20 protein-coding genes are annotated in these 20,375 nt (G+C 58.5%); 10 read left to right on the top strand and 10 right to left on the bottom strand.

Translation table 11 applies throughout. The features are described 5' to 3' along the window. Positions 1–43 precede the first annotated feature (43 nt). On the top strand, positions 44–1,012 hold the full coding sequence (locus J1C59_RS01330) for a GGDEF domain-containing protein (RefSeq protein ID WP_128085029.1): 969 nt from the start codon (positions 44–46) through the stop codon (positions 1,010–1,012). A 16-nt stretch (positions 1,013–1,028) separates the two neighbouring features. On the opposite strand, the gene J1C59_RS01325 is transcribed toward J1C59_RS01330, so the two are convergent. Then, positions 1,029–2,051 carry an alpha/beta fold hydrolase gene (locus J1C59_RS01325; RefSeq protein WP_140917394.1) on the bottom strand — a complete coding sequence of 341 codons (1,023 nt, stop codon included), beginning with the start codon at positions 2,049–2,051 and terminating at the stop codon, positions 1,029–1,031. A 308-nt stretch (positions 2,052–2,359) separates the two neighbouring features. On the opposite strand from J1C59_RS01325, the gene J1C59_RS01320 reads away from it, so the two are divergent. Beyond that, complete coding sequence (locus J1C59_RS01320) at positions 2,360–2,857, top strand: helix-turn-helix domain-containing protein (RefSeq protein WP_128085028.1); 498 nt, start codon at positions 2,360–2,362, stop codon at positions 2,855–2,857. On the opposite strand, the gene J1C59_RS01315 is transcribed toward J1C59_RS01320, so the two are convergent. Further along, positions 2,858–3,517 (bottom strand): epoxyqueuosine reductase QueH, encoded by a 660-nt coding sequence (locus tag J1C59_RS01315; RefSeq protein ID WP_111139281.1) that lies wholly within the window; start codon positions 3,515–3,517, stop codon positions 2,858–2,860. Between the two features lie 271 nt (positions 3,518–3,788). Here J1C59_RS01315 and J1C59_RS01310 point away from each other — a divergent pair, with 271 nt between their 5' ends. Then, positions 3,789–5,177 carry a sugar porter family MFS transporter gene (locus tag J1C59_RS01310; protein ID WP_140917395.1) on the top strand — a complete coding sequence of 463 codons (1,389 nt, stop codon included), beginning with the start codon at positions 3,789–3,791 and terminating at the stop codon, positions 5,175–5,177. A 15-nt stretch (positions 5,178–5,192) separates the two neighbouring features. Here the strand turns inward: J1C59_RS01310 and J1C59_RS01305 are convergent, their stop codons facing one another. The 3 genes from J1C59_RS01305 to J1C59_RS01295 form a co-directional block, all read right to left on the bottom strand. Continuing rightward, entirely contained in the window at positions 5,193–5,870 is a 678-nt protein-coding gene (locus J1C59_RS01305) for an SDR family oxidoreductase (protein ID WP_140917396.1), read from the bottom strand. A gap of 173 nt (positions 5,871–6,043) precedes the next feature. Then, positions 6,044–6,871: a hypothetical protein gene (locus tag J1C59_RS01300; protein WP_128085027.1), complete on the bottom strand. Its 828-nt coding sequence runs from the start codon at positions 6,869–6,871 to the stop codon at positions 6,044–6,046. A 1-nt stretch (position 6,872) separates the two neighbouring features. Continuing rightward, positions 6,873–7,070 (bottom strand): hypothetical protein, encoded by a 198-nt coding sequence (locus J1C59_RS01295; RefSeq protein ID WP_111139285.1) that lies wholly within the window; start codon positions 7,068–7,070, stop codon positions 6,873–6,875. A 284-nt stretch (positions 7,071–7,354) separates the two neighbouring features. On the opposite strand from J1C59_RS01295, the gene J1C59_RS01290 reads away from it, so the two are divergent. After that, positions 7,355–8,341 (top strand): aldo/keto reductase, encoded by a 987-nt coding sequence (locus J1C59_RS01290; protein WP_128085026.1) that lies wholly within the window; start codon positions 7,355–7,357, stop codon positions 8,339–8,341. A 6-nt stretch (positions 8,342–8,347) separates the two neighbouring features. Here the strand turns inward: J1C59_RS01290 and J1C59_RS01285 are convergent, their stop codons facing one another. Next, positions 8,348–9,532, bottom strand: a complete 1,185-nt coding sequence (locus J1C59_RS01285; RefSeq protein WP_128085025.1) for a BaiN/RdsA family NAD(P)/FAD-dependent oxidoreductase — start codon at positions 9,530–9,532, stop codon at positions 8,348–8,350. Between the two features lie 243 nt (positions 9,533–9,775). Here J1C59_RS01285 and pitA point away from each other — a divergent pair, with 243 nt between their 5' ends. Beyond that, a complete protein-coding gene (pitA, locus tag J1C59_RS01280; RefSeq protein WP_128085048.1) occupies positions 9,776–11,278 on the top strand; it encodes an inorganic phosphate transporter PitA in 1,503 nt (500 codons plus the stop codon). A 34-nt stretch (positions 11,279–11,312) separates the two neighbouring features. Here the strand turns inward: pitA and uspB are convergent, their stop codons facing one another. Further along, positions 11,313–11,648, bottom strand: a complete 336-nt coding sequence (uspB, locus tag J1C59_RS01275) for a universal stress protein UspB (protein WP_128085024.1) — start codon at positions 11,646–11,648, stop codon at positions 11,313–11,315. Positions 11,649–12,064: 416 nt separating this feature from the next. Here uspB and uspA point away from each other — a divergent pair, with 416 nt between their 5' ends. After that, a complete protein-coding gene (gene uspA / locus J1C59_RS01270; protein WP_128085023.1) occupies positions 12,065–12,502 on the top strand; it encodes a universal stress protein UspA in 438 nt (145 codons plus the stop codon). 221 nt (positions 12,503–12,723) lie between these two features. Next, the gene (locus J1C59_RS01265) at positions 12,724–12,936 is read left to right on the top strand and encodes a hypothetical protein (protein WP_128085022.1); all 213 of its coding nucleotides are present in this window, start codon (positions 12,724–12,726) and stop codon (positions 12,934–12,936) included. A gap of 185 nt (positions 12,937–13,121) precedes the next feature. Here the strand turns inward: J1C59_RS01265 and rsmJ are convergent, their stop codons facing one another. Together rsmJ and prlC are read right to left on the bottom strand one after the other, a co-directional pair. Continuing rightward, a complete protein-coding gene (gene rsmJ, locus J1C59_RS01260) occupies positions 13,122–13,892 on the bottom strand; it encodes a 16S rRNA (guanine(1516)-N(2))-methyltransferase RsmJ (RefSeq protein ID WP_128085021.1) in 771 nt (256 codons plus the stop codon). A gap of 8 nt (positions 13,893–13,900) precedes the next feature. Then, positions 13,901–15,943: an oligopeptidase A gene (gene prlC, locus J1C59_RS01255; RefSeq protein WP_128085020.1), complete on the bottom strand. Its 2,043-nt coding sequence runs from the start codon at positions 15,941–15,943 to the stop codon at positions 13,901–13,903. Between the two features lie 293 nt (positions 15,944–16,236). Here prlC and J1C59_RS01250 point away from each other — a divergent pair, with 293 nt between their 5' ends. Together J1C59_RS01250 and J1C59_RS01245 are read left to right on the top strand one after the other, a co-directional pair. Then, positions 16,237–17,079, top strand: a complete 843-nt coding sequence (locus tag J1C59_RS01250) for a 23S rRNA (adenine(2030)-N(6))-methyltransferase RlmJ (protein WP_111139294.1) — start codon at positions 16,237–16,239, stop codon at positions 17,077–17,079. A gap of 7 nt (positions 17,080–17,086) precedes the next feature. Further along, positions 17,087–17,905: a CPBP family intramembrane glutamic endopeptidase gene (locus J1C59_RS01245; protein WP_140917397.1), complete on the top strand. Its 819-nt coding sequence runs from the start codon at positions 17,087–17,089 to the stop codon at positions 17,903–17,905. On the opposite strand, the gene rnz is transcribed toward J1C59_RS01245, so the two are convergent. Then, on the bottom strand, positions 17,902–18,813 hold the full coding sequence (gene rnz / locus J1C59_RS01240) for a ribonuclease Z (protein WP_128086901.1): 912 nt from the start codon (positions 18,811–18,813) through the stop codon (positions 17,902–17,904). The genes J1C59_RS01245 and rnz overlap by 4 nt on opposite strands. Positions 18,814–18,940: 127 nt before the next feature. On the opposite strand from rnz, the gene gorA reads away from it, so the two are divergent. After that, a complete protein-coding gene (gorA, locus tag J1C59_RS01235; protein ID WP_128086902.1) occupies positions 18,941–20,293 on the top strand; it encodes a glutathione-disulfide reductase in 1,353 nt (450 codons plus the stop codon). The last annotated feature ends 82 nt before the right edge of the window (positions 20,294–20,375 follow it).

Raw genomic sequence — 20,375 nt, 5'->3', positions numbered from 1 at the left:
AAACACCAGAACCTGGTTTCAGCTCAAACAAAAGGTCTCTGTGATGAAAGCACCTGGAATTCCTGCCGACGAGGCACAACGTTTATCGCAGTTGCGTGCGCTGAACATCATGAACACCCCAGCGGAAGAGCGTTTCGATCGTCTGACCCGCCTGGCGCGCCGCCTGTTTGACGTTCCTGTCGCGTTAGTCAGTCTGCTGGAAGCTGACCATCAGTGGTTTAAATCCGCCCAGGGCTATGAACCTGCCGGATCGCCACGCAACATCTCCTTCTGCGGTCACGCCATCCTGCAGGATGAGATCATGATCGTTGAAGATACGCACAATGATGTCCGCTTTCATGATAATCCGCTGGTGACCGGCGAGCCGCACATCCGCTTCTATGCGGGCTGTCCGCTACGCGCGCCGGGCGGTGCAAAGATGGGGACGCTCTGCATCATCGGTCGTGAGCCGCGTCAGTTTAACGAAGAGGATCAGGCCACCATGCGTGACCTGGCGGCAATGGCTGAAGCGGAGCTGGTCGCGTTTCAGACCGCCACCTGCGATGAACTGACGCAGATTACCAACCGGCGCGGCTTTATGACGCTGGGACAGATGGTGCTGAATGAGTGCCGGATGAAAAACCGCCCCGCCTGCCTGACCTTTCTCGATCTCGACAGGTTCAAGCAGATCAATGACACCCTGGGCCACTGCGAAGGCGACCGCGCGCTGATGGACTTTGCTGATGCGATGAAAGTGGTGTTTAAGCACTCCGATCTGTTTGCCCGTCTGGGCGGTGATGAGTTTGTGGTGCTGCTGAACGGGCGATGCCAGCAGCAGAGCGAAGCCCTGTTAGCGCAGTTTGCCCGCTACCTGCGCCAGCAGTCGGTCAGCCTGAATCGGCGCTATCAGCTGCAATTCTCTTCCGGCGTCGTGGAGTTTGATCCGGCCCATCCGCAACCCCTGGAGCAGTTGCTGCACGACAGCGATCAGCAGATGTACCGGAGCAAAAAGCAGAAGCGGGCCACGGCATAAGGCCGGGCCCGGCGGTTCAGGGGCGCGCCAGATCGTCGAGCAGCGTCTGGTTAAATGTCACCGGCGCCTCCATCTGTGGCGCGTGTCCCATGCCAGGAAATTCGATTAACCGCGCGCCCGGAATGCGTTGAGCCGCCGCTTTACCCAGGACCGCATATTTTCCCAGCTGCGATCTGACCGCCGGTGAAGCGATGTCGCTGCCGATCGCGGTGGTATCGGCGGTGCCGATCATCAGCGTCGTGGGCACCTTCAGATCACCCAGCTCATAGAACACGGGCTGCGTGAAGATCATGTCGTAGAGTAAGGCGGAGTTCCAGGCCACCTTCTGATGCCCTGGCCCCCCGTTGAGGCCCGCCAGCATATCGACCCAGCGATCGTATTCCGGTTTCCAGCGTCCGGCATAGTAAGTCTGCTGCTCATATTTCCGGATGCCCGCAGCGCTGAGCCTGAGCTCGCGCTGATACCACTGATCGACGGAGCGCCACGGTGCGCCCTTCGCCTTCCAGTCCTCCAGCCCGATCGGGTTAACCAGCACCAGCTTCTGCGTCTGATCCGGATACATCAGGGCATAGCGGGTAGCCAGCATTCCGCCCGTAGAGTGACCGATGATCACCGCCTGTTTCACCCCCAGCCGGGCAAGCAGCTGATGGGTATTGTCGGCCAGCTGCTGGAAACTGTACTGGTAGCGATCGGGCTTGGTGGAACTGCAGAATCCAATCTGGTCGGGCGCGATCACGCGATACCCCTGCTGACTCAGCGCCCGAATCGTCTCTTCCCAGGTCGCGCCGCAGAAGTTTTTGCCATGCATCAGCACCACCGTTTTGCCGTTGGCCTGCTGCGCCGGTCTGACATCCATATAACCCATGCTCAGCGACTGCTGCTGGGACTGAAACTCAAGGTGGTGCAGCGGATAGGGATAGGTAAAGCCTTCCAGCTGTTCGCCATATACCGGCGTGGCACTGGCAAAGGCCGGTGCAGATAAAGCCAGCAAGGTGAGCAAAGCGGCAAGCGGTTTTTTCAACGCGTATGTCGGGCTCATCCGGGGTTCTCCTGATGAAAGATGAACCCTAAGCCTGGCATGTCACCGTCAGAAATCTATTGATGCGCCGTGCGATAGCGATAATGAGAAAACGTGTTTTCTGATAATGTGGCGCGGCGAATTATTTTTATTTCATTACTTCATAATTATCAACACATCAATTACAACTCATCCTTTTTATTAAAAATGGATGGTCAAATGAACATCTCTCGAAATAAATATTAAAATACTGAAAAATCTTTTACGCAAGGAATAAGCACATTAAGATAAATAATTCATCATTGCCGGACGTGCAACAGGGAGGCTCTATGACCGACAATAAACATAACGAAAGCGTAATTATTTCTATAACCGAGTGGATTAATCACAATCTCGATCAGCGTTTAAGCGTGGACGATATTGCAGAAAAAGCGGGTTACTCAAAATGGTATTTACAGAAACTTTTTGCGCGTTATCACAATGAAACGCTGGCGCGCTATATCCGCAAGAAAAAACTCAACGCCAGCGTGAATGATTTAAAGAACAGCCACGCCCCGATCATCGCGCTGGCGCTGAAATACCATTTCGAAAGTCAGCAATCTTTTACCCGTTCATTCAGGCAGATCATGGGCTGCACGCCCAGCGCCTGCCGGAAGCGTCAGCTGAACGACGCGGCAAAGCAACAGCCGGGCTATGCGGATAACCCCTGTGCGCAGTGCAGTTACGGGCAACACGACAGCGGACCGGACGGCAGCATTACGCTGCGGCCGGTGATGACCGCCACGCACGGCCATGCGCAGGCCGCGGCGTTTCACGATGCCGGATAATCAGGACTCATCCGGCTGATAATATTGCACACCAATCTGAATACGCTCACGTCCCTGGGCGACGCGATGACGATTGGTGTCGCGCAGGGAATAGACACAGCCGCAATACTCCTGCTGATAGAAACTTTCGCGCTTGCTGATTTCAATCATGCGCGCCGAACCGCCGCCTTTACGCCAGTTAAACTCCCAGTAAAGCAGGTCCGGATAGGCCGCCGCGGCGCGTACCCCGCAGCTGTTAATCTGCTTCATATCTTTCCAGCGCGAAATCCCCAGGCAACTGGTCATGACCGGGAAGCCGTTCTCATGCGCATAGAGCGCCGTACGCTCGAAGCGCATATCAAAGCACATGGTGCAGCGCTCGCCCCGTTCCGGCGACCACTCCAGCCCGCGCGCGCGCTCAAACCAGTTATCCCGGTCGTAGTCAGCATCCACAAAGGGCACGCCAAACTTTTCGGCAAAGCGGATGTTCTCCTCTTTACGCAGTTCGTACTCTTTCAGCGGATGAATATTCGGGTTGTAGAAATAGATCGTGTAATCAATGCCGGAGGCCAGCATCGCTTCCATCACTTCGCCCGAACAGGGTGCGCAGCAGGAGTGCAGCAGAACTTTGTTATGACCACCCGGCAGAGGCAGTGGCTGACGCTGGAAAGGTTCAGACATAAGCACCTTCAATCAATGGCAGAAAAGCGGCAGTGTAATGCCGCAGGCGGAGAGTTGCAAAATCTGACCGGGCCCGCCCTGTTTTGCGTAATCGTGCCGCCATCCCGTTTTCCCGTCGCTGAGCCATCCCGCTGATCTCTGGCCTTTTCTCCGCGTGATCCCCGCTCTGCGGCAGGGGGATACGCAGAAGTGTGATCGGCGCCACACCTGCATCGGCTATGTTTACATAACGTTAACAAAACTGACATTCCACCGGCGCAAGGAGATTCGCATGGGAGCAGCAAAAAGATCGGGGCATCAACAGAACCGCTTCACCTGGTTCGTCTGTTTTATGGCGGCGCTGTCCGGCCTGCTGTTTGGCCTGGATATCGGCGTGATTGCCGGGGCGCTGCCGTTTCTGGCGAAGGATCTGCAGATCACCAATCATGAGCAGGAGTGGGTGGTCAGCGCAATGATGTTTGGCGCGGCGCTGGGCGCGCTGGCTGCGGGCTGGATGTCGTCAGCGCTGGGCCGTAAAAAAAGTATGCTGGCGGGCGCGACGCTGTTTGTCATCGGTTCGCTGTGGTCGGCCTTCTCCCCCGATGTCACCTCGCTGGTCTGCGCCCGCGTGATGCTGGGTCTGGCTGTCGGGATCGCCTCTTATACCGCGCCGCTCTACCTGGCGGAGATCGCGCCGGAACGGATTCGTGGTTCGATGATTTCGATGTATCAGCTGATGCTGACCACCGGCATTGTGGTGGCCTATCTCTCTGACACCGCCTTCAGCTACAGCGGCAACTGGCGCGCCATGCTGGGGATTATCGCTATCCCGGCGGTGATCCTGTTTATCGGGGTGCTGTTTCTGCCAAACAGCCCGCGCTGGCTGGCCGCGCATGGACGCTTCAACGAGGCGCAGCGGGTGCTGGACCGCCTTCGCAACAGCAGCGAGCAGGCCCGCGAGGAGCTGGAAGAGATCCGCGAGAGCCTGCAGGTGAAGCAGCGCGGCTGGTCCCTGTTCCGCTCGAACACCAATTTCCGCCGCGCGGTGTGGCTGGGGATGCTGCTGCAGGTGATGCAGCAGTTTACCGGCATGAACGTGGTGATGTACTACGCGCCGAAAATCTTCAATATCGCCGGTTTCTCCAGCACCAGCGAGCAGATGTGGGGCACGGTGGTTGTCGGGCTGGTCAACATGCTGGCGACGCTGATTGCCATCTTCTTTGTGGATCGCTGGGGCCGTAAGCCGATGCTGACCACCAGTTTCCTGGTGATGGCGGTCGGGATGGGCGCGCTGGGCACGCTGCTGCACGTCGGCGTGGAGACAGACTTCCGCAAATACTTCGCCGTTGCGATGCTGCTGATGTTTATTGTCGGCTTCGCCATGGCCGCCGGGCCGGTGATCTGGCTGCTCTGCTCAGAGATTCAGCCGCTGAAAGGGCGCGACTTCGGCATCACCGCCTCCACCACCACTAACTGGGTCGGCAATATGATTGTGGGCGCGACCTTCCTGACGCTGCTGGATCAGTTGGGCAATGCCAACACTTTCTGGTTCTACGGCGCGCTCAACCTGGTGTTTATCCTGCTGACGCTGATGCTGGTGCCCGAAACCAAGCATGTGACGCTGGAGCATATCGAACGCAACCTGATGAAGGGCAAAGCGCTGCGTGATATCGGGGCGTAACCGCCCCGCCTCAGCTTACCATTTCAGCGTCTGGCCAGCGTAGTCGACGTAGTGATGGCCGCCACGCCCCTGCCAGTGAGAGAGCTGCTGAACAATGCCCGCGGCGCTCTCTTCGGCGCTCAGGGGCGCACTCTCGCCGCCCATATCCGTTTTCACCCAGCCGGGATGCAGCGTCAGTAGCGTCCCGCCCTGCGCGTCCACCGCGCCGGTCAGCGTGCGGCTCAGCATATTCAGTGCGGCTTTGCTGGCCGCGTAGATCGGCATCTGCGCCGTGGGGTTTTCGTTCAGGCTGCCGAGCTGCGAAGAGGTGATCGCCATTACGCCCGCCGGCTGCAACAGCGGCAGCAGGATCTCTGCGCTGCGCACCGGTGCGATCGCGTTGGTCAGGAAGAGCTGCGCCAGTGCCTGATCGTCGCTCTGGCTCAGTGACTGATGCGCCGGGCCGCTGATGCCGGCGTTGATCAGAATCGCCGCATACGTCCCCTCATGCAGCTCCCCGGCAAGCTGCTGCACCGCCGCCGCGTCGGTCATATCCAGCGCATGCCACCGGATGCCGGGCGCGTTCCCCTGCGCCGGAATGCCACTGCGGTGCGTAGCCGTCACCTGCCAGCCCTCATCGGCAAACGCCCGGGCGACGGCCAGACCGATGCCGCGCGATGCACCAATAATCAGAACCTCTTTTTGCTGCGCCATATTCACTCCTGGTTGATTGTCTCATGACAAGCTTAACCGCTAATCCGCTCAGGCCATGGCCAGGTGTGCTGTCTGGCGGAGAGTGCGCCTCTGCCAGGGCAGCGCGCGGGTAGGGAGAGGTCAATGTGTCTGATTGTCCTCTGGCCTGCGGTCAGAGGACCCCATGGAACGGTTTAATCCGGCGTGTCCCGGCTTTCTGCATCCGGGCTGTCGCCATTCTCGGTGCCCTGGCTCTTTTCGACCTCCTGGGGATGTCCCATGGAGAGCGCGGTGGCACTGGCGGGATCGAACAGCGACAGGCTCTCAATCTGGTCAACCATGATCACTTTGCGGAACGACATTGCATCCTTAGGCGATGAGTCGAGCGTGATGTTGTGCTCGGCGTACCATTTGCTGTAGTTATGCTCCACCGCCAGCTTCAGCGTCTTGCTGTCGCGATACCCGCTCAGCATCGGGATCAGCACGATATTTTTGGTGCTCTCATACTCAAAGGTCGAGGCGTGCACCATGCCAATGTAGATACGACGCGACTTGAGGGTAATCCACGCCAGCTCCCCCTCTTCCATACACTGAAACAGCAGCTGCTCTACGCCGTTGGAGCGCGAGAGGCGCTGATAGAGATCTTTACGACCGGAGACGTTGAGCCGCGCGCTGCCCGCCCAGTTCGAGCGATAGAGGCAGAGCAGAATGGCAAAGGCGAGCATGACCACCACCGGTGCCTGGATGCCAAGAAAGCTCCAGTTCATAAACTCCACCTGCCACTTCAGATGGACGCCGGGGATCATCTGTACGGCATTGGCGATGCCGGAGATGCAGAGCAGCAGCAACCAGACCAGCCCGGTCGCGAACACCCCCTGCAGGACGAAGATACAGCCGTAGAGCGCCACCAGGAAATAGACATCCCAGCCTGACGAGCGGCGGATTTTAAAGCGGCTGTTTAAATCACGGCTGGTATACCAGTAACCACTGACCATCAACACCATAAATATCGCGGTACCCACCTCATACTCCCTTTAACGTGTTTACATGGCGGGCAAAATCTTCATGGACTTCCTCGCTCAGCGTATTGACTGAGATATTGCCGTTCTCATCAATGATGATCCGCTCACCTTCCGCGATCGAGTCGTTAATATCCTGACGGCTCATGATCTGCAGAAACTTCTCGGGACTGGCAAAGACCGACGAAATAAATTTAAACATGGCGATCCACCTGGTAGCCTGAAAACATGAAGTATGTGACCGAATCCACACTCTCGCCTGTTTAATTTCAGGTGAAATTTCTTAAAATCAATTAATTAGCGAAGCGGTGAAGGCCCGGACGCCGCCGTTTTTCGCGGAAAACGTCAACGTTACCAGCAGCCTGCCGATGCGCTGCACCGCGCCGATCTGCCGCATCATCCGGTCGCCTCTGCGCCGGAAAGCGCTAAGCTCAATGGTTAGCCCTCTTCTGTCACCCTGTCTGAAACGCATCGAGGAATGTTTGCATGAAACTACGAACACTGGGCCGTACCGGTCAGCGCGTCTCTGAAGTTGGTTTTGGCGCATGGGCCATTGGCGGCACCTGGGGAGAAGTGAGCCTGGAGGATGCCAGAGCGGCCCTGAACGCCGCGCTGGATGCGGGTATAACTTTTATCGACACCGCCGATGTCTATGGCGATGGCCGTTCCGAAAAAATCATTGCTGAGGTGCTGAATGCGCGCGGCGGCGAACGCCCGTTTGTGGCCACCAAGCTCGGCCGTCGCCTCTCGCCCCACGTCGCCCAGGGCTATACGGCAGAGAACCTCAACGCCTTTATCGACCGCTCACGGGAGAATCTGCAGACCGACACCCTGGATCTGGTGCAGCTGCACTGCCCGCCAACGGAGGTTTACTACAACCCGGACGTGTTCGCGATAATGGATGAGATGGTGGCCGCCGGGAAGATCCGTCACTACGGCGTCTCCGTTGAGAAGGTTGAGGAAGGTCTGAAGGCGCTGGCATTTCCCAACGTCTCGTCGATTCAGCTGATCTACAACATTTTCCGCCAGCGTCCGGCGGAACTGCTGCTGCGCGAAGCGAAACGACGCGAGGTGGCGATTATCGCCCGTGTGCCGCTGGCCTCTGGCCTGCTGACCGGCAAGATGCGCGCCGACAGCGTGTTTGCGGCGGACGATCACCGCAGCTTTAACCGTGACGGTGAAGCGTTCGATAAAGGCGAAACCTTCTCAGGCGTGCCGTACGACGTGGCTCTGGCCGCGGTCGAGGAGATCCGCCGGCTGGTGCCAGGTGACATCACGATGGCGATGTTTGCGCTGCGCTGGATCCTGATGAACGAGGAGGTCAGCGTGGTGATCCCTGGCGCGAAAAACCGTGAGCAGGCGGAAGCCAACGCCCGCGCCAGTGACGTTGAGGCACTCTCTGCGGAGACAATGACCGCGCTGAAGCAGATCTATCAGGAGAAAATTGCACCGCATGTGCATCAGCGCTGGTAGCGCGGCTTACAACGCCTGGGCGCAGGCCCAGGCGGAACTCCAGGCCCACTGGAAGTTATAGCCGCCCAGCCAGCCGGTGACATCGGCAACTTCACCGATAAAGTAGAGTCCCGGCACCCCGCGCGCTTCCATCGTTTTCGAGGAGAGCTGGGTGGTATCCACACCGCCGAGCGTCACCTCCGCCGTGCGGTAACCCTCGGTGCCATTGGGCTGGATACGCCAGGCGTGCAGCGCCTGCGCCAGTTCGCTCTGCTGCCTGCTGTTGAGCTGCTTCAGAGTGACATCCGGCACCATCTTCATTCCCTGCAGCACGTCCACCAGCCGCTTCGGCAGGATCTTCGCCAGGCTGTTTTTCAGGCTCAGGTTCGGGTGCGCGTTGCGCTGGGCCGTCAGAAACGCCTCCAGCGGCGTAGCGGGCGACAGATCGATCGTAACGAATTCACCCGGCAGCCAGTAGCTGGAGATCTGCAACACCGCCGGGCCGGAGAGGCCGCGGTGGGTGAACAGCATCGCCTCTTTAAAGCGGGTGCCATCCTGCGCGTCGATCGTGGTGTCCAGCGCGACGCCTGACAGCGTCTGTAACTGCTCCAGCAGCGGCTTATGCAGGGTAAAAGGCACCAGCGCCGCCCGCGTCGGATAGACGTTCAGGCCGAACTGATCCGCGATTCTGTAGCCAAACGGCGAGGCGCCCAGGCCCGGCATCGACAGGCCGCCGCTGGCGATCACCAGCTTCTGCGCCTGAACCGTGCTGCCATTGAGTTGCAGCGTATAGCCGCTGTCGTCGCGCGCCACGCTGAGCACCTCGCTGCGCAGCCGCAGCGTCACGTTCCCTTTGTCGCATTCGGCCAGCAGCAGATCAACGATCTGCTGAGCCGAGTCGTCGCAGAAGAGCTGACCCAGGGTTTTCTCGTGCCAGGCAATCCCGTGGCGATTCACCAGATCGATAAAATCCCACTGGGTGTAACGCGCCAGCGCGGATTTACAGAAGTGGGGATTGTGCGACAGATAGGCCGCCGGTTCGGTGTAGAGATTGGTAAAATTGCAGCGGCCACCGCCCGACATCAGAATCTTACGACCCGGCTTTTTGCCGTTATCCAGCAGTAATACGCGGCGTCCGCGCTGCCCGGCCTGAGCGGCACAGAACAGCCCTGCGGCACCGGCACCAATGATGATAACGTCAAACTGTTCCACTGCGGTTCACTCATTTTACGGGAAAGGCGCAGATTGTAGTGATCTGCTCACGGAGACGCCAGCGTCAAAAAATTGCCGTAAATGTGTCATATTGTATCTGACTGATATCTGACCCTTTTTCACCCACCGGGCTGTCACTCTTACGACGAAAGGTCAAATTAGAACTATATTTTGCTTTCCCATACCGCACGTTGTCGCGGATAATGCGCCGCGTTCATGTCCTCCAAAAATGGCGTAACGTTTATGCTACATCTGTTTGCTGGTCTAGACCTCAGTACTAGCCTGTTATTGGTTCTTGCCCTGCTGTTTGTATTGTTTTACGAAGCAATCAACGGTTTTCACGACACGGCCAACGCAGTTGCGACGGTCATCTATACCCGTGCCATGCGGGCCCAGCTTGCTGTGGTCATGGCCGGTGTCTTCAACTTCCTTGGCGTGCTGCTCGGTGGATTGAGTGTCGCTTACGCTATCGTTCATATGCTTCCCACCGATCTGTTGCTGAATGTTGGATCGGCGCACGGTCTCGCCATGGTGTTCTCCATGCTGCTGGCGGCGATTATCTGGAACCTCGGCACCTGGTATCTCGGGCTGCCTGCCTCCAGCTCCCATACGCTGATTGGTGCCATCATCGGTATCGGTCTGACCAATGCTCTGATGAGCGGAACGTCGGTCGTTGATGCGCTCAACATCCCGAAAGTGCTGAATATCTTCCTCTCGCTGATCCTGTCGCCAATTGTCGGCCTGGTGCTGGCAGGGGGGCTGATCTTTATTCTGCGCCGCTACTGGAGCAGCACCAAGAAGCGGGCGCGCATCCACATGACGCCTGCGGACCGCGAGAAGATCGACGGCAAGAAAAAGCCGCCGTTCTGGACCCGTATCGCCCTGATTGTTTCGGCAATCGGCGTGAGCTACTCGCACGGTGCGAACGACGGTCAGAAAGGCATTGGCCTGATCATGCTGGTCCTGATCGGTGTGGCACCTGCCGGGTTCGTGGTCAACATGAACGCCTCCGGCTATGACATCACGCGTACCCGCGATGCGGTCAACCACCTTGAGCAGTACTATCAGCAGCATAACGCGTCGCTGACGCACATCATCCAGATGGCACCGCCTAAGCTGCCAACGCCGGAAGAAGTGCCTGCGGCCAGCCCGAAAGAGTTCCATTGTGACAGCGCGCGCGCACTGCAGGCGGTACAGGGTGCACAGGTGCTGCTGAACAATCTGCAAAGCTACGATCAGCTGACCGTAGACCAGCGCGGTCATATGCGTCGCCTGCTGCTGTGTATCTCTGATACCGCAGACAAAGCGGCCCGTCTGCCGGAAACCTCAGCGGATGACAAGCGCTTCCTCAATAAACTGAAAAGCGACCTGCTGGGCACGATCGAGTATGCGCCGATCTGGATTATTGTGGCCGTCGCGCTGGCGCTGGGCACCGGTACGATGATTGGCTGGCGTCGTGTTGCCACCACCATCGGTGAGAAGATTGGTAAAAAGGGCATGACCTATGCGCAGGGTATGTCAGCGCAGGTTACCGCCGCGCTGTCGATTGGCATCGCCAGCTACACCGGGATGCCTGTTTCCACCACGCACATCCTCTCCTCGTCGGTAGCCGGTACAATGCTGGTCGACGGCGGCGGATTGCAGAGCCGGACCATCAAGAATATCGCCATGGCCTGGGTCTTCACCCTGCCGGTCTGTATTCTGCTTTCCGGTTCGCTCTACTGGATTGCCCTGAAACTGGTGTAATCTCCGCGAAAAAGGGCGACTCAGGTCGCCCTTTTTAATGCCAGATCGCCAGCCCCACCAGACTGATCACCACCAGCCCGCACAGCGCGCTGGTCAGAATGAACTGCCCCCGCACCCGCTCACAGCGCCGGATGAACTCATCGTCATGGTGGTCAAGGTAACGCTTTGCCCAGATATAGGTTACCAGCCGCACCTGTTTGCTCGGCTGGCCGTGAGAAGTGAAAAAGCCCGCACCATCGACATACTGATACAGCAGCGGATCACAGCCCCGCAGCACCGCCAGCAGCGCGCGCAGTGATGAGAAATAGCGCGCCATATTTACGATACACACCACACAAAGAGCCCAGAAAAGCGCAACAGTGCTGATCATCTTCTCCCCCTCCCGGCCGGAATCGCAGCCGCAGCCCCCGCATCATGCACTGAGCCCGCCTGCCGATATAACCCGCCACTGAATCACCGGACTGCAAAAGTTTTTCGACCCCCTGAGCGGCCGCGAATCGGACCGCCTTTTTTCAGTGTAGGAGAAATCTTTACATTTTTTCCAACGATGATTTTCGTTCAGCGCGAGTAAATTCTGAACAGCCTTGATCTGCTGCACAAGCCAGGCGGCAACGGCAGCATTTGCGGTGAGAGAAGGCTATACTCAGGGGATAACAACATCATCACCTGCAACGCAGGTAGACACTTTGGTGGCGCTCATCGCCCGCTCGCGCAAGGGATTTCGCTAAGCTGTGACGCGGCAGGAACACCGGATGCCATCCTTAATCTCGTGAAAGGAGTTTTATCATGGCTTATAAACACATCCTGATTGCAGTAGACCTTTCCCCGGAAAGTCAGTTGCTGGTGGATAAGGCCGTCTCGCTGGCGCGTCCGTACGATGCCAGAATTTCCCTGATTCACGTTGATGTGAATTACTCTGACCTCTACACCGGCCTGATCGATGTCAATCTGGGGGATATGCAGAAGCGCATTTCCGAAGAGACGCATACCGCGCTGAAAGGGTTGTCGGACGCAGCAGGCTATCCCATCAGTGAGACGCTGAGCGGCAGCGGCGACCTGGGCCAGGTGCTGGTGGATGCGATTAAGAAATATGATGTTGATCTGGTCGTGTGTGGTCATCATCAGGATTTCTGGAGCAAACTGATGTCCTCTGCCCGCCAGCTGATCAATACCGTGCACATCGACATGCTGATTGTGCCGCTACGCGATGAAGATGACGCGTGATCCCGCTTCCGAAAGCCGGCGCCCGCCGGCTTTTTTTATGCCTGGACACCCTGCCCCTGCCGGGCTGATTCCTGACAGCAAAACGTAACTTATCAAAGTATTACGATAGGCAAAGATCACCGCATTCGTTATCTTTCGCTGGCTTGCCTGTTATTTGCACGGGCGAGCACCGCACAAGAGTTCCTTTATCTGATTCAGAGAAACAAATAAGGATGTTAACGATGAGAGAAATTAACCTGGCAGAAAAAACGGCGGTCAGCGGAGCAGGTGTCACCAATCTGATAGCTTTCGTGCACCTGACTAAAGAGCAACTGACGGAATTAAGAAAATGGGCTCTCCCATTCCAGCCTGAACACATCGATCCAAACCTGCCGGCCCTTCGTCCACCTGTGGGGTATTTGCCCCATGGGATTGTGGCCTACCGGTCAAAATAAGCGGCTCGCCGGGCACGGGCATAACGATTATGCCGCAGTCACACGCAGTGCCTTTTAAAAAAAATGGCTGAAACTATTCAGCCATTTTTTTATTTCACCGGTCGTCGGTTAAAACGTGCATGACCCGTCCGGCAAGGAAACGTGTCCGATAAACCGGTCAGGCTGCCTGGCGGACGACACCCCTGTCACGACCCGGATTGCGCCGCGCCTGTCAGAGGAGGATAGATATCGAAGCGATGACTTTTGGTGACCACCGCCGCCTGCGTCTCCACGCCTGCCAGCGGCGGCGCGTAGTCTGGCCGTTTAACCACAATGCGCTTCTTGGCCAGCCGGCGGGCCGGTTCCAGTAACGCATCCGCGTCTTCATCGGGGCCAACCAGCGACTGGAATACCCGCATCTCCTTTTTCACTAACGCACTTTTCTGGCGATGGGGATACATCGGGTCAAGATAGACCACATCGGGCTGCGGCGTGATCTCGCCCAGCGCCTGTGCGCTGGCGGCATGAATCAGCGTCAGCCGTTCGCGCAGCCAGGGCCCGATTTCGGCATCCTGATAACCGCGCTGCAGGCCATCTTCCAGCAGTGCAGCCACCACCGGATGACGTTCCAGCATCCGCACCCGGCAACCCAGCGCCGCCAGCACAAACGCATCCCGCCCCAGACCGGCCGTGGCATCAACCACATCCGGCAGGTAGCTGCCTTTGATGCCGACCGCTTTCGCCACGGCTTCACCGCGACCGCCACCAAAGCGGCGGCGATGCGCCATCGCCCCGGTGACGAAATCGACAAAAATGCCGCCCAGCCGGGGCTCATCACGCTTGCGCAGCTCCAGATGCGTGGCCGTCTGCACCAGGGCCAGCGGCGCGGCGTCATCGTGCTCCAGCCGCCAGCGCTGCGCTAAATGTGATAAGGCGCCGTTTCCGGCGCCCGATTCATCAAGTAAACAGATTTTCACGAACCGACTTATCCCTGAATGCCGTAATGTTCCAGCATCGCATCGAGCTGCGGCTCACGCCCACGGAAACGTTTGAACAGCTCCATCGGCTCTTCAGATCCCCCGCGTGTCAGGATGTTATCCAGGAACGACTGACCGGTTTCACGGTTGAAGATGCCCTCTTCTTCGAAGCGGGAATAGGCGTCTGCCGCCAGCACATCGGCCCACAGATAGCTGTAGTAACCGGCAGCATAGCCACCCGCGAAGATATGGCTGAAGGCGTGCGGGAAGCGGCCCCACTCCGGGCTCGGAACGACCGCCACGCGGCTTTTCACTTCACGCAGGGTTTCCAGAATCTGCGCGCCTTTCTCCGGGTTAAACTCGGTATGCAGACGGAAGTCGAACAGACCAAACTCAAGCTGACGCAGGATAAACAGCGCCGCCTGGTAGTTTTTAGCCGCCAGCATTTTATCCAGCAGCGCTTTCGGCAGCGGCTCGCCGGTTTCATAGTGACCGGAGATAAAGGCCAGCGCGTCAGGTTCCCAGCACCAGTTTTCCATGAACTGACTTGGCAGTTCGACCGCATCCCACGGCACCCCGTTGATGCCGGATACGCCCGGCGCTTCGATACGGGTCAGCATGTGGTGCAGGCCGTGTCCAAACTCATGGAACAGGGTAATCACTTCGTCATGCGTGAACAGCGCCGGTTTGCCTTTTACCGGGCGGTTAAAGTTACAGGTCAGGTAGGCGACCGGCTTCTGCAGGCTGCCATCGGCCTTCCGCATCTGGCCGACGCAGTCATCCATCCAGGCTCCGCCGCGCTTGTGCTCACGGGCGTAGAGGTCGAGGTAGAAGCTGCCGCGCAGTTCACCGGTTTCATCGAACAGATCGAAGAACTTCACGTCAGGGTGATAAACCTCGACGTCGGTGCGCTGCTTCGCCGTGATGCCGTAAATGCGTTTGACCACTTCAAACAGACCGGCGACGGCCCGCTCTTCCGGGAAGTAAGGACGCAGCTGCTCATCGCTGATGGTGTAGAGATGCTGCTTCTGCTTTTCGCCGTAATAGGTGAGATCCCACGGATTGAGCTGCGTTACGCCGTGCTCTTTCTGGGCGAAGGCGCGCAGCTGCTCGAGCTCTTTTTCGCCCTGCGGACGGGCGCGTTCCGCCAGGTCATTGAGGAAATCGATCACCTGAGACGGGCTCTGCGCCATTTTGGTCGCCAGCGATTTATCGGCGTAGGAGTCAAAGCCCAGCAATTGTGCCAGTTCGTGACGCAGCGCCAGCTCTTCCGCCATGACAGGGCCGTTATCCCACTTACCGGCGTTCGGTCCCTGATCGGAGGCGCGTGTTGCGTAGGCGCGATACATCTCTTCACGCAGCGCGGCGTTGTCGCAGTACGTCATGACCGGCAGATAGCTTGGGATATCCAGCGTCAGCAGCCAGCCTTCCTGCTCTTTGGCTTCGGCCTGGGCTTTCGCCGCGGCCAGCGCGCTTTCCGGCATCCCCGCCAGTTCGCTTTCGTCGGTGATCAGCTTGCTCCAGCCCATTGTGGCATCCAGCACGTTGTTGCTGTAGGCCGATCCCAGTTCAGAGAGGCGCGCGGCGATCTCGCCATAGCGCTGCTGCTTCTCTTTGGGCAGACCGATACCGGAAAGTTCGAAATCACGCAGGGCGTTATCGACCGCCTTCTTCTGCGCCAGATCCAGCGCAGCATACTCGTCGCTCGCTTTCAGGCTGCGATAGGCCTGATAGAGGCCCTCATGCTGACCAACCCAGGTGCTGTATTCAGAGAGCAGCGGCAGCGTCTGCTCATAGGCTTCGCGCAGCTCCGGGCTGTTTTTCACGGAGTTAAGGTGGCTGACCGGGGAGAAGATGCGGCTCAGGCGATCGTCGGTTTCCGCCAGCGGCTGAACCAGGTTATCCCAGGTGTAGGGCGCGCCCTGCGCCACGACTTTTTCAACTTCTGCGCGACACTGGCTGAGTACTTCCGTCACGGCAGGCACCACATGTTCAGGCTGGATGGCAGAAAAAGGGGGAAGCGTAAAAGATGTCAGTAGCGGATTGGTCATAGCGCAGTCCTTTATGGATGTATGGGGCGCAGCGGGTCGCGCCACGCAATCTAAGTAACATGCGGCTTAGTGTAGCGAAAATCAATGGCAGCCAGAGAGAGGTGGGGAAGAAACGCGCCGATTTGTTCTCTCGCTTTCGACCCATCACCCCGTCATCCCTGATATAATCGCGGATTCTCATGCTTTTCCTGCGTCGGTTGCTGTGCGTCGTTCTGTGGGTAATACGTGAGGTAATAATTGGGATAAATTGATTTTCCATCAATTAAAACCTTATACATTCAACAGGATAAACAATGCTGAGTTATCGCCATAGCTTCCATGCCGGCAACCATGCCGACGTGCTGAAGCACACCGTTCTGAGCCTGATCATCACGGCGCTGAAAGAGAAAGAGAAACCGTTTTTCTACCTGGACACCCATGCCGGTGCCGGCCGCTACCAGCTCAGCGGCGAACACGCCGAACGTACCGGTGAATATCTGGAAGGGATTGCCCGCATCTGGCAGCAGCCCGACGCACCCGCACTGCTGCAGCCCTATTTTGACGCGATCGGCGCGCTGAATCGCGGCCCCGCGCTGCGTTACTATCCCGGCTCCCCGCTGATCGCCCGTCACCTGCTGCGTGAAGATGACAAACTGCAGCTCACCGAACTGCACTCCAGCGACTACCCGCTGCTGCGTAACGAATTCAGCAAAGACAACCGCGCCCGCGTCGATCGCGCCGACGGGTATCAGCAGTTGAAAGCGAAGCTGCCCCCGCTGTCGCGTCGCGGTCTGGTGCTGATCGACCCGCCGTATGAGATGAAAAGTGACTATCAGGCGGTCGTGAAAGGGATCCAGGAAGGCCACAAACGTTTCGGCACCGGCATCTTTGCGCTGTGGTATCCAGTGGTGTTACGCCAGCAGATCAAGCATATGCTGCGCGACCTGGAAGCGACCGGCATTCGCAATATTCTGCAGATCGAGCTGGCGACCCGCCCGGACAGCGATCAGCGCGGCATGACCGCCTCCGGCATGATTGTGATCAACCCGCCGTGGAAGCTGGCCGATCAGATGAATACCGTGCTGCCGTGGCTGCACAAAAAACTGGTTCCGGCAGGCACCGGTCACTTCGTGGTAAACCAGATCGTTCCTGAATAACGCCACGATGTGGATGCTGCTGGCGGCCGCACTGGCCGCTCTGCAACCCGCCCGGCGGCTGGCGCTGCTGCTGTCAGCCTTCGCCGTGCTGGCAGGGTTTTATCATCAGGTCCTGACGTGGCCGGTTCTGCCGCTGCTGGCCGGCACTGCCGCGCTGGTTGCGCTGCACCGCAATGACCCAGCCCGTTCCCGATATGCCCTGCTGCGCGAAGCGCTGCTGCTGCTGATCGCGCTGGGGCTGCTGCTCCATCTCTTTCCCGGCTTTCACAATCCTGTTCAGGTCGATGCGGTTAAGGTGGGTGCGCAGAGCCTGCCGTTCAGCTTCTCCTTTAATATCGATAAGGCGCTGATCCCCTTCGTGCTGATGGCCTGCCTGCCGACGCTGTTCCGCGCCCGGGCCTGCCCGCCGCGTTATCCGTGGATCGCGGCGCTGGCGCTCATCGCCGCCGTGCCGCTGCTGCTCTGCTGCGCCGTGCTGCTGGGCGGTCTGGCGTTTGAGCCGCACCTTCCATCGTGGCTGCCCGCCTTTATGCTGGCCAATCTGTTTTTTGTCTCGCTGGCCGAAGAGGCGCTATTTCGCGGCTATCTGCAACAGCGCCTCCGGGCGGCGCTGGGAGGCGTGCCCGCGCTCGCGATTAGCGCGCTGCTGTTCGGGCTGGCGCACATCACCGGCGGCGTACTGCTGGTCATTTTTGCCACCCTGGCGGGCCTGCTGTATGGCCTGGCGTGGCACTGGAGCGGCCGGTTATGGCTGGCGACCGCCCTGCACTTTACCCTTAACCTCACTCATCTGCTGTTCTTTACCTATCCGGCACTCCAGCACTAAACCGTGAAAACGGCCAGATCCGAAGCCAGCTCGGTGCAGGGAAAAATCGTCTGACACTCCGCCAGCAGGCGGCTCATGTCTCTGGCCAGATAGCGGGAGCTGAAATGGGTGGCGATCAGCCGTTTTGCCCCGGCGCGTTTAGCCAGATCGGCGGCCTGCAGGGTGGTGGAGTGGCCGCGTCCGTTGGCCTTTTCCACCATCGCCGCCTCCAGCGTGGTTTCATGCACCATCAGATCAACATCCGCCGCCAGATGCAGCGCGGCCTCGGTAGGGGCGGTGTCGCCAAAGATAGCCAGCTTTTTGCCAGGCGTCGCCGGCCCCAGATAGTCCGCGCCGTTGATCACCCGGCCATCCTCCAGCGTGACGCACTCGCCCTGTTTGAGCTGCTGAAACCACGGCCCGCGCGGCACCCCTTCGGCCTTAAGCCGCGCCGCATCCAGCAGGCCGGGTTTGTCATGCTGCTCAATGCGGTAGCCGTAGCACTCTACCGGATGGCTCAGCGGCCAGGCGCTGATGCGGAAGGCTCCGTCATCCAGCGTCCAGCCCGCCTCAATCTCGACGATCGTCAGCGGATAGTCGGTGTAAGAGCCGCTGATCGACAGCGCCGTCTCCACAAAGGTTTTTAACCCCTTTGGCCCGTAAACCGTCATCGGTGTGGTCAGCCCGGCCATCGACCGGCTGGTGAGCAGGCCCGGCAGCCCGAAAATATGATCGCCATGCAGATGGGTGATAAAAATTCTGTCCACTTTGCCCGGTTTCAGGCTGGAGCGCATAAACTGTAATTGTGTGCCCTCCCCGCAGTCGAACAGCCAGGTTTCACCGCTCTGCGCACGGGTAAAAGCAATGGATGTCACGTTACGTTGCAGGCTGGGAGCACCGCCGCCGGTGCCAAGAAAAGTGAGGTGCATGGTATGCTTCCCTGTCAGCGATGAAAAAACAGAACCCTATTACAATCATAGGCGCAAACTTTGCGTCATTTCGACCCGCAGCGTTACACTCAACCCCAATTTTTTATGCAACCGGATGGATACTTCAATGACCCGACATTTCGACTATCTCGCCATTGGCGGCGGCAGCGGCGGTATCGCCTCAATTAACCGTGCGGCTATGTATGGCCAGAAATGCGCCCTGATTGAAGCGAAAGAGCTGGGCGGCACCTGCGTGAACGTGGGTTGCGTGCCGAAAAAGATCATGTGGCACGCCGCGCAAATCGCCGAGGCTATCCATCTTTACGGCCCGGATTACGGCTTCGACACCACCGTGAACCGCTTCAACTGGGCCACGCTGGTGAAAAACCGCAGCGCCTATATCGATCGTATCCACAACTCCTATGACAACGTGCTGGGCAAAAACAAAGTCGAAGTAATCAAAGGCTTTGCCCGCTTCGTCGATGCGCACAGCGTGGAAGTTAACGGCGAGATCATCACCGCTAACCATATCCTGATCGCCACCGGCGGTCGTCCGGTTCACCCGTCGATTCCGGGTGCGGAATATGGTATCGATTCCGACGGTTTCTTCGAGCTGGATGCGCTGCCAGAACGCACAGCGGTAATCGGTGCAGGCTACATCGCGGTCGAGCTGGCGGGCGTGGTGAACGCGCTGGGCTCAGAAACCCACCTGTTCGTGCGTAAGCATGCGCCGCTGCGCAGCTTCGATTCGCTGCTCTCCGAAACGCTGGTCGAAGTAATGAACACCGACGGCCCGACGCTGCACACCGAAGCCGTGCCGGAATCGGTGACGAAGAATGAAGATGGCAGCCTGACGCTGCGGCTGGAAAACGGCAGCGAATACACCGTAGATTGCCTGGTCTGGGCGATCGGCCGTGAGCCGGCGACCGACAACCTCAACATTGACGCTGCGGGCGTGGCGCTGGACGACAAAGGCTATATCCGCGTCGATAAATTCCAGAACACCAATGTCTCCGGCGTCTATGCGGTGGGCGATAACACCGGTGCGGTTGAGCTGACGCCGGTCGCGGTGGCCGCAGGCCGTCGTCTCTCTGAGCGTCTGTTTAACAACAAGCCGGATGAGCATCTGGATTACAGCAATGTGCCGACCGTGGTCTTCAGCCATCCGCCGATTGGCACCGTCGGCCTGACCGAGCCGCAGGCGCGCGAACAGTATGGCGACGATCAGGTCAAAATCTACAAATCGTCGTTTACCGCGATGTACAGCGCGGTAACTCAGCATCGTCAGCCGTGCCGCATGAAGCTGGTCTGCGTGGGTGCCGATGAGAAGATTGTCGGGATTCACGGTATCGGATTCGGCATGGATGAGATGCTGCAGGGCTTCGCCGTGGCGCTGAAGATGGGCGCGACCAAGAAAGACTTCGACAACACCGTGGCGATCCACCCGACCGCCGCGGAAGAGTTTGTGACCATGCGCTAAGCCGCACAGGCTTCAGCAACAGAACAGGCGGCCCCGGCCGCCTGTTTTTTTATCTCTCCACTGGCCGTCAGACCGTGCAGCC

The sequence above is a fragment of the Pantoea deleyi genome (assembly GCF_022647325.1).
Taxonomy (GTDB): domain Bacteria; phylum Pseudomonadota; class Gammaproteobacteria; order Enterobacterales; family Enterobacteriaceae; genus Pantoea; species Pantoea deleyi.
Note: the sequence above shows the minus strand (reverse complement) of the source record. Positions and strands in the feature narration are given on the sequence as shown.

Coding starts and splice junctions, on each gene's coding strand:
- uspB (WP_128085024.1), bottom strand. CDS start 11,648: ATGATCAGCACTGTTGCGCTTTTCTGGGCTCTTTGTGTGGTGTGTATC.
- J1C59_RS01290 (WP_128085026.1), top strand. CDS start 7,355: ATGAAACTACGAACACTGGGCCGTACCGGTCAGCGCGTCTCTGAAGTT.
- J1C59_RS01265 (WP_128085022.1), top strand. CDS start 12,724: ATGAGAGAAATTAACCTGGCAGAAAAAACGGCGGTCAGCGGAGCAGGT.
- J1C59_RS01320 (WP_128085028.1), top strand. CDS start 2,360: ATGACCGACAATAAACATAACGAAAGCGTAATTATTTCTATAACCGAG.
- J1C59_RS01310 (WP_140917395.1), top strand. CDS start 3,789: ATGGGAGCAGCAAAAAGATCGGGGCATCAACAGAACCGCTTCACCTGG.
- J1C59_RS01305 (WP_140917396.1), bottom strand. CDS start 5,870: ATGGCGCAGCAAAAAGAGGTTCTGATTATTGGTGCATCGCGCGGCATC.
- prlC (WP_128085020.1), bottom strand. CDS start 15,943: ATGACCAATCCGCTACTGACATCTTTTACGCTTCCCCCTTTTTCTGCC.
- J1C59_RS01245 (WP_140917397.1), top strand. CDS start 17,087: ATGTGGATGCTGCTGGCGGCCGCACTGGCCGCTCTGCAACCCGCCCGG.
- pitA (WP_128085048.1), top strand. CDS start 9,776: ATGCTACATCTGTTTGCTGGTCTAGACCTCAGTACTAGCCTGTTATTG.
- J1C59_RS01250 (WP_111139294.1), top strand. CDS start 16,237: ATGCTGAGTTATCGCCATAGCTTCCATGCCGGCAACCATGCCGACGTG.
- gorA (WP_128086902.1), top strand. CDS start 18,941: ATGACCCGACATTTCGACTATCTCGCCATTGGCGGCGGCAGCGGCGGT.
- uspA (WP_128085023.1), top strand. CDS start 12,065: ATGGCTTATAAACACATCCTGATTGCAGTAGACCTTTCCCCGGAAAGT.
- J1C59_RS01325 (WP_140917394.1), bottom strand. CDS start 2,051: ATGAGCCCGACATACGCGTTGAAAAAACCGCTTGCCGCTTTGCTCACC.
- J1C59_RS01315 (WP_111139281.1), bottom strand. CDS start 3,517: ATGTCTGAACCTTTCCAGCGTCAGCCACTGCCTCTGCCGGGTGGTCAT.
- rnz (WP_128086901.1), bottom strand. CDS start 18,813: ATGCACCTCACTTTTCTTGGCACCGGCGGCGGTGCTCCCAGCCTGCAA.
- J1C59_RS01295 (WP_111139285.1), bottom strand. CDS start 7,070: ATGTTTAAATTTATTTCGTCGGTCTTTGCCAGTCCCGAGAAGTTTCTG.
- J1C59_RS01330 (WP_128085029.1), top strand. CDS start 44: ATGAAAGCACCTGGAATTCCTGCCGACGAGGCACAACGTTTATCGCAG.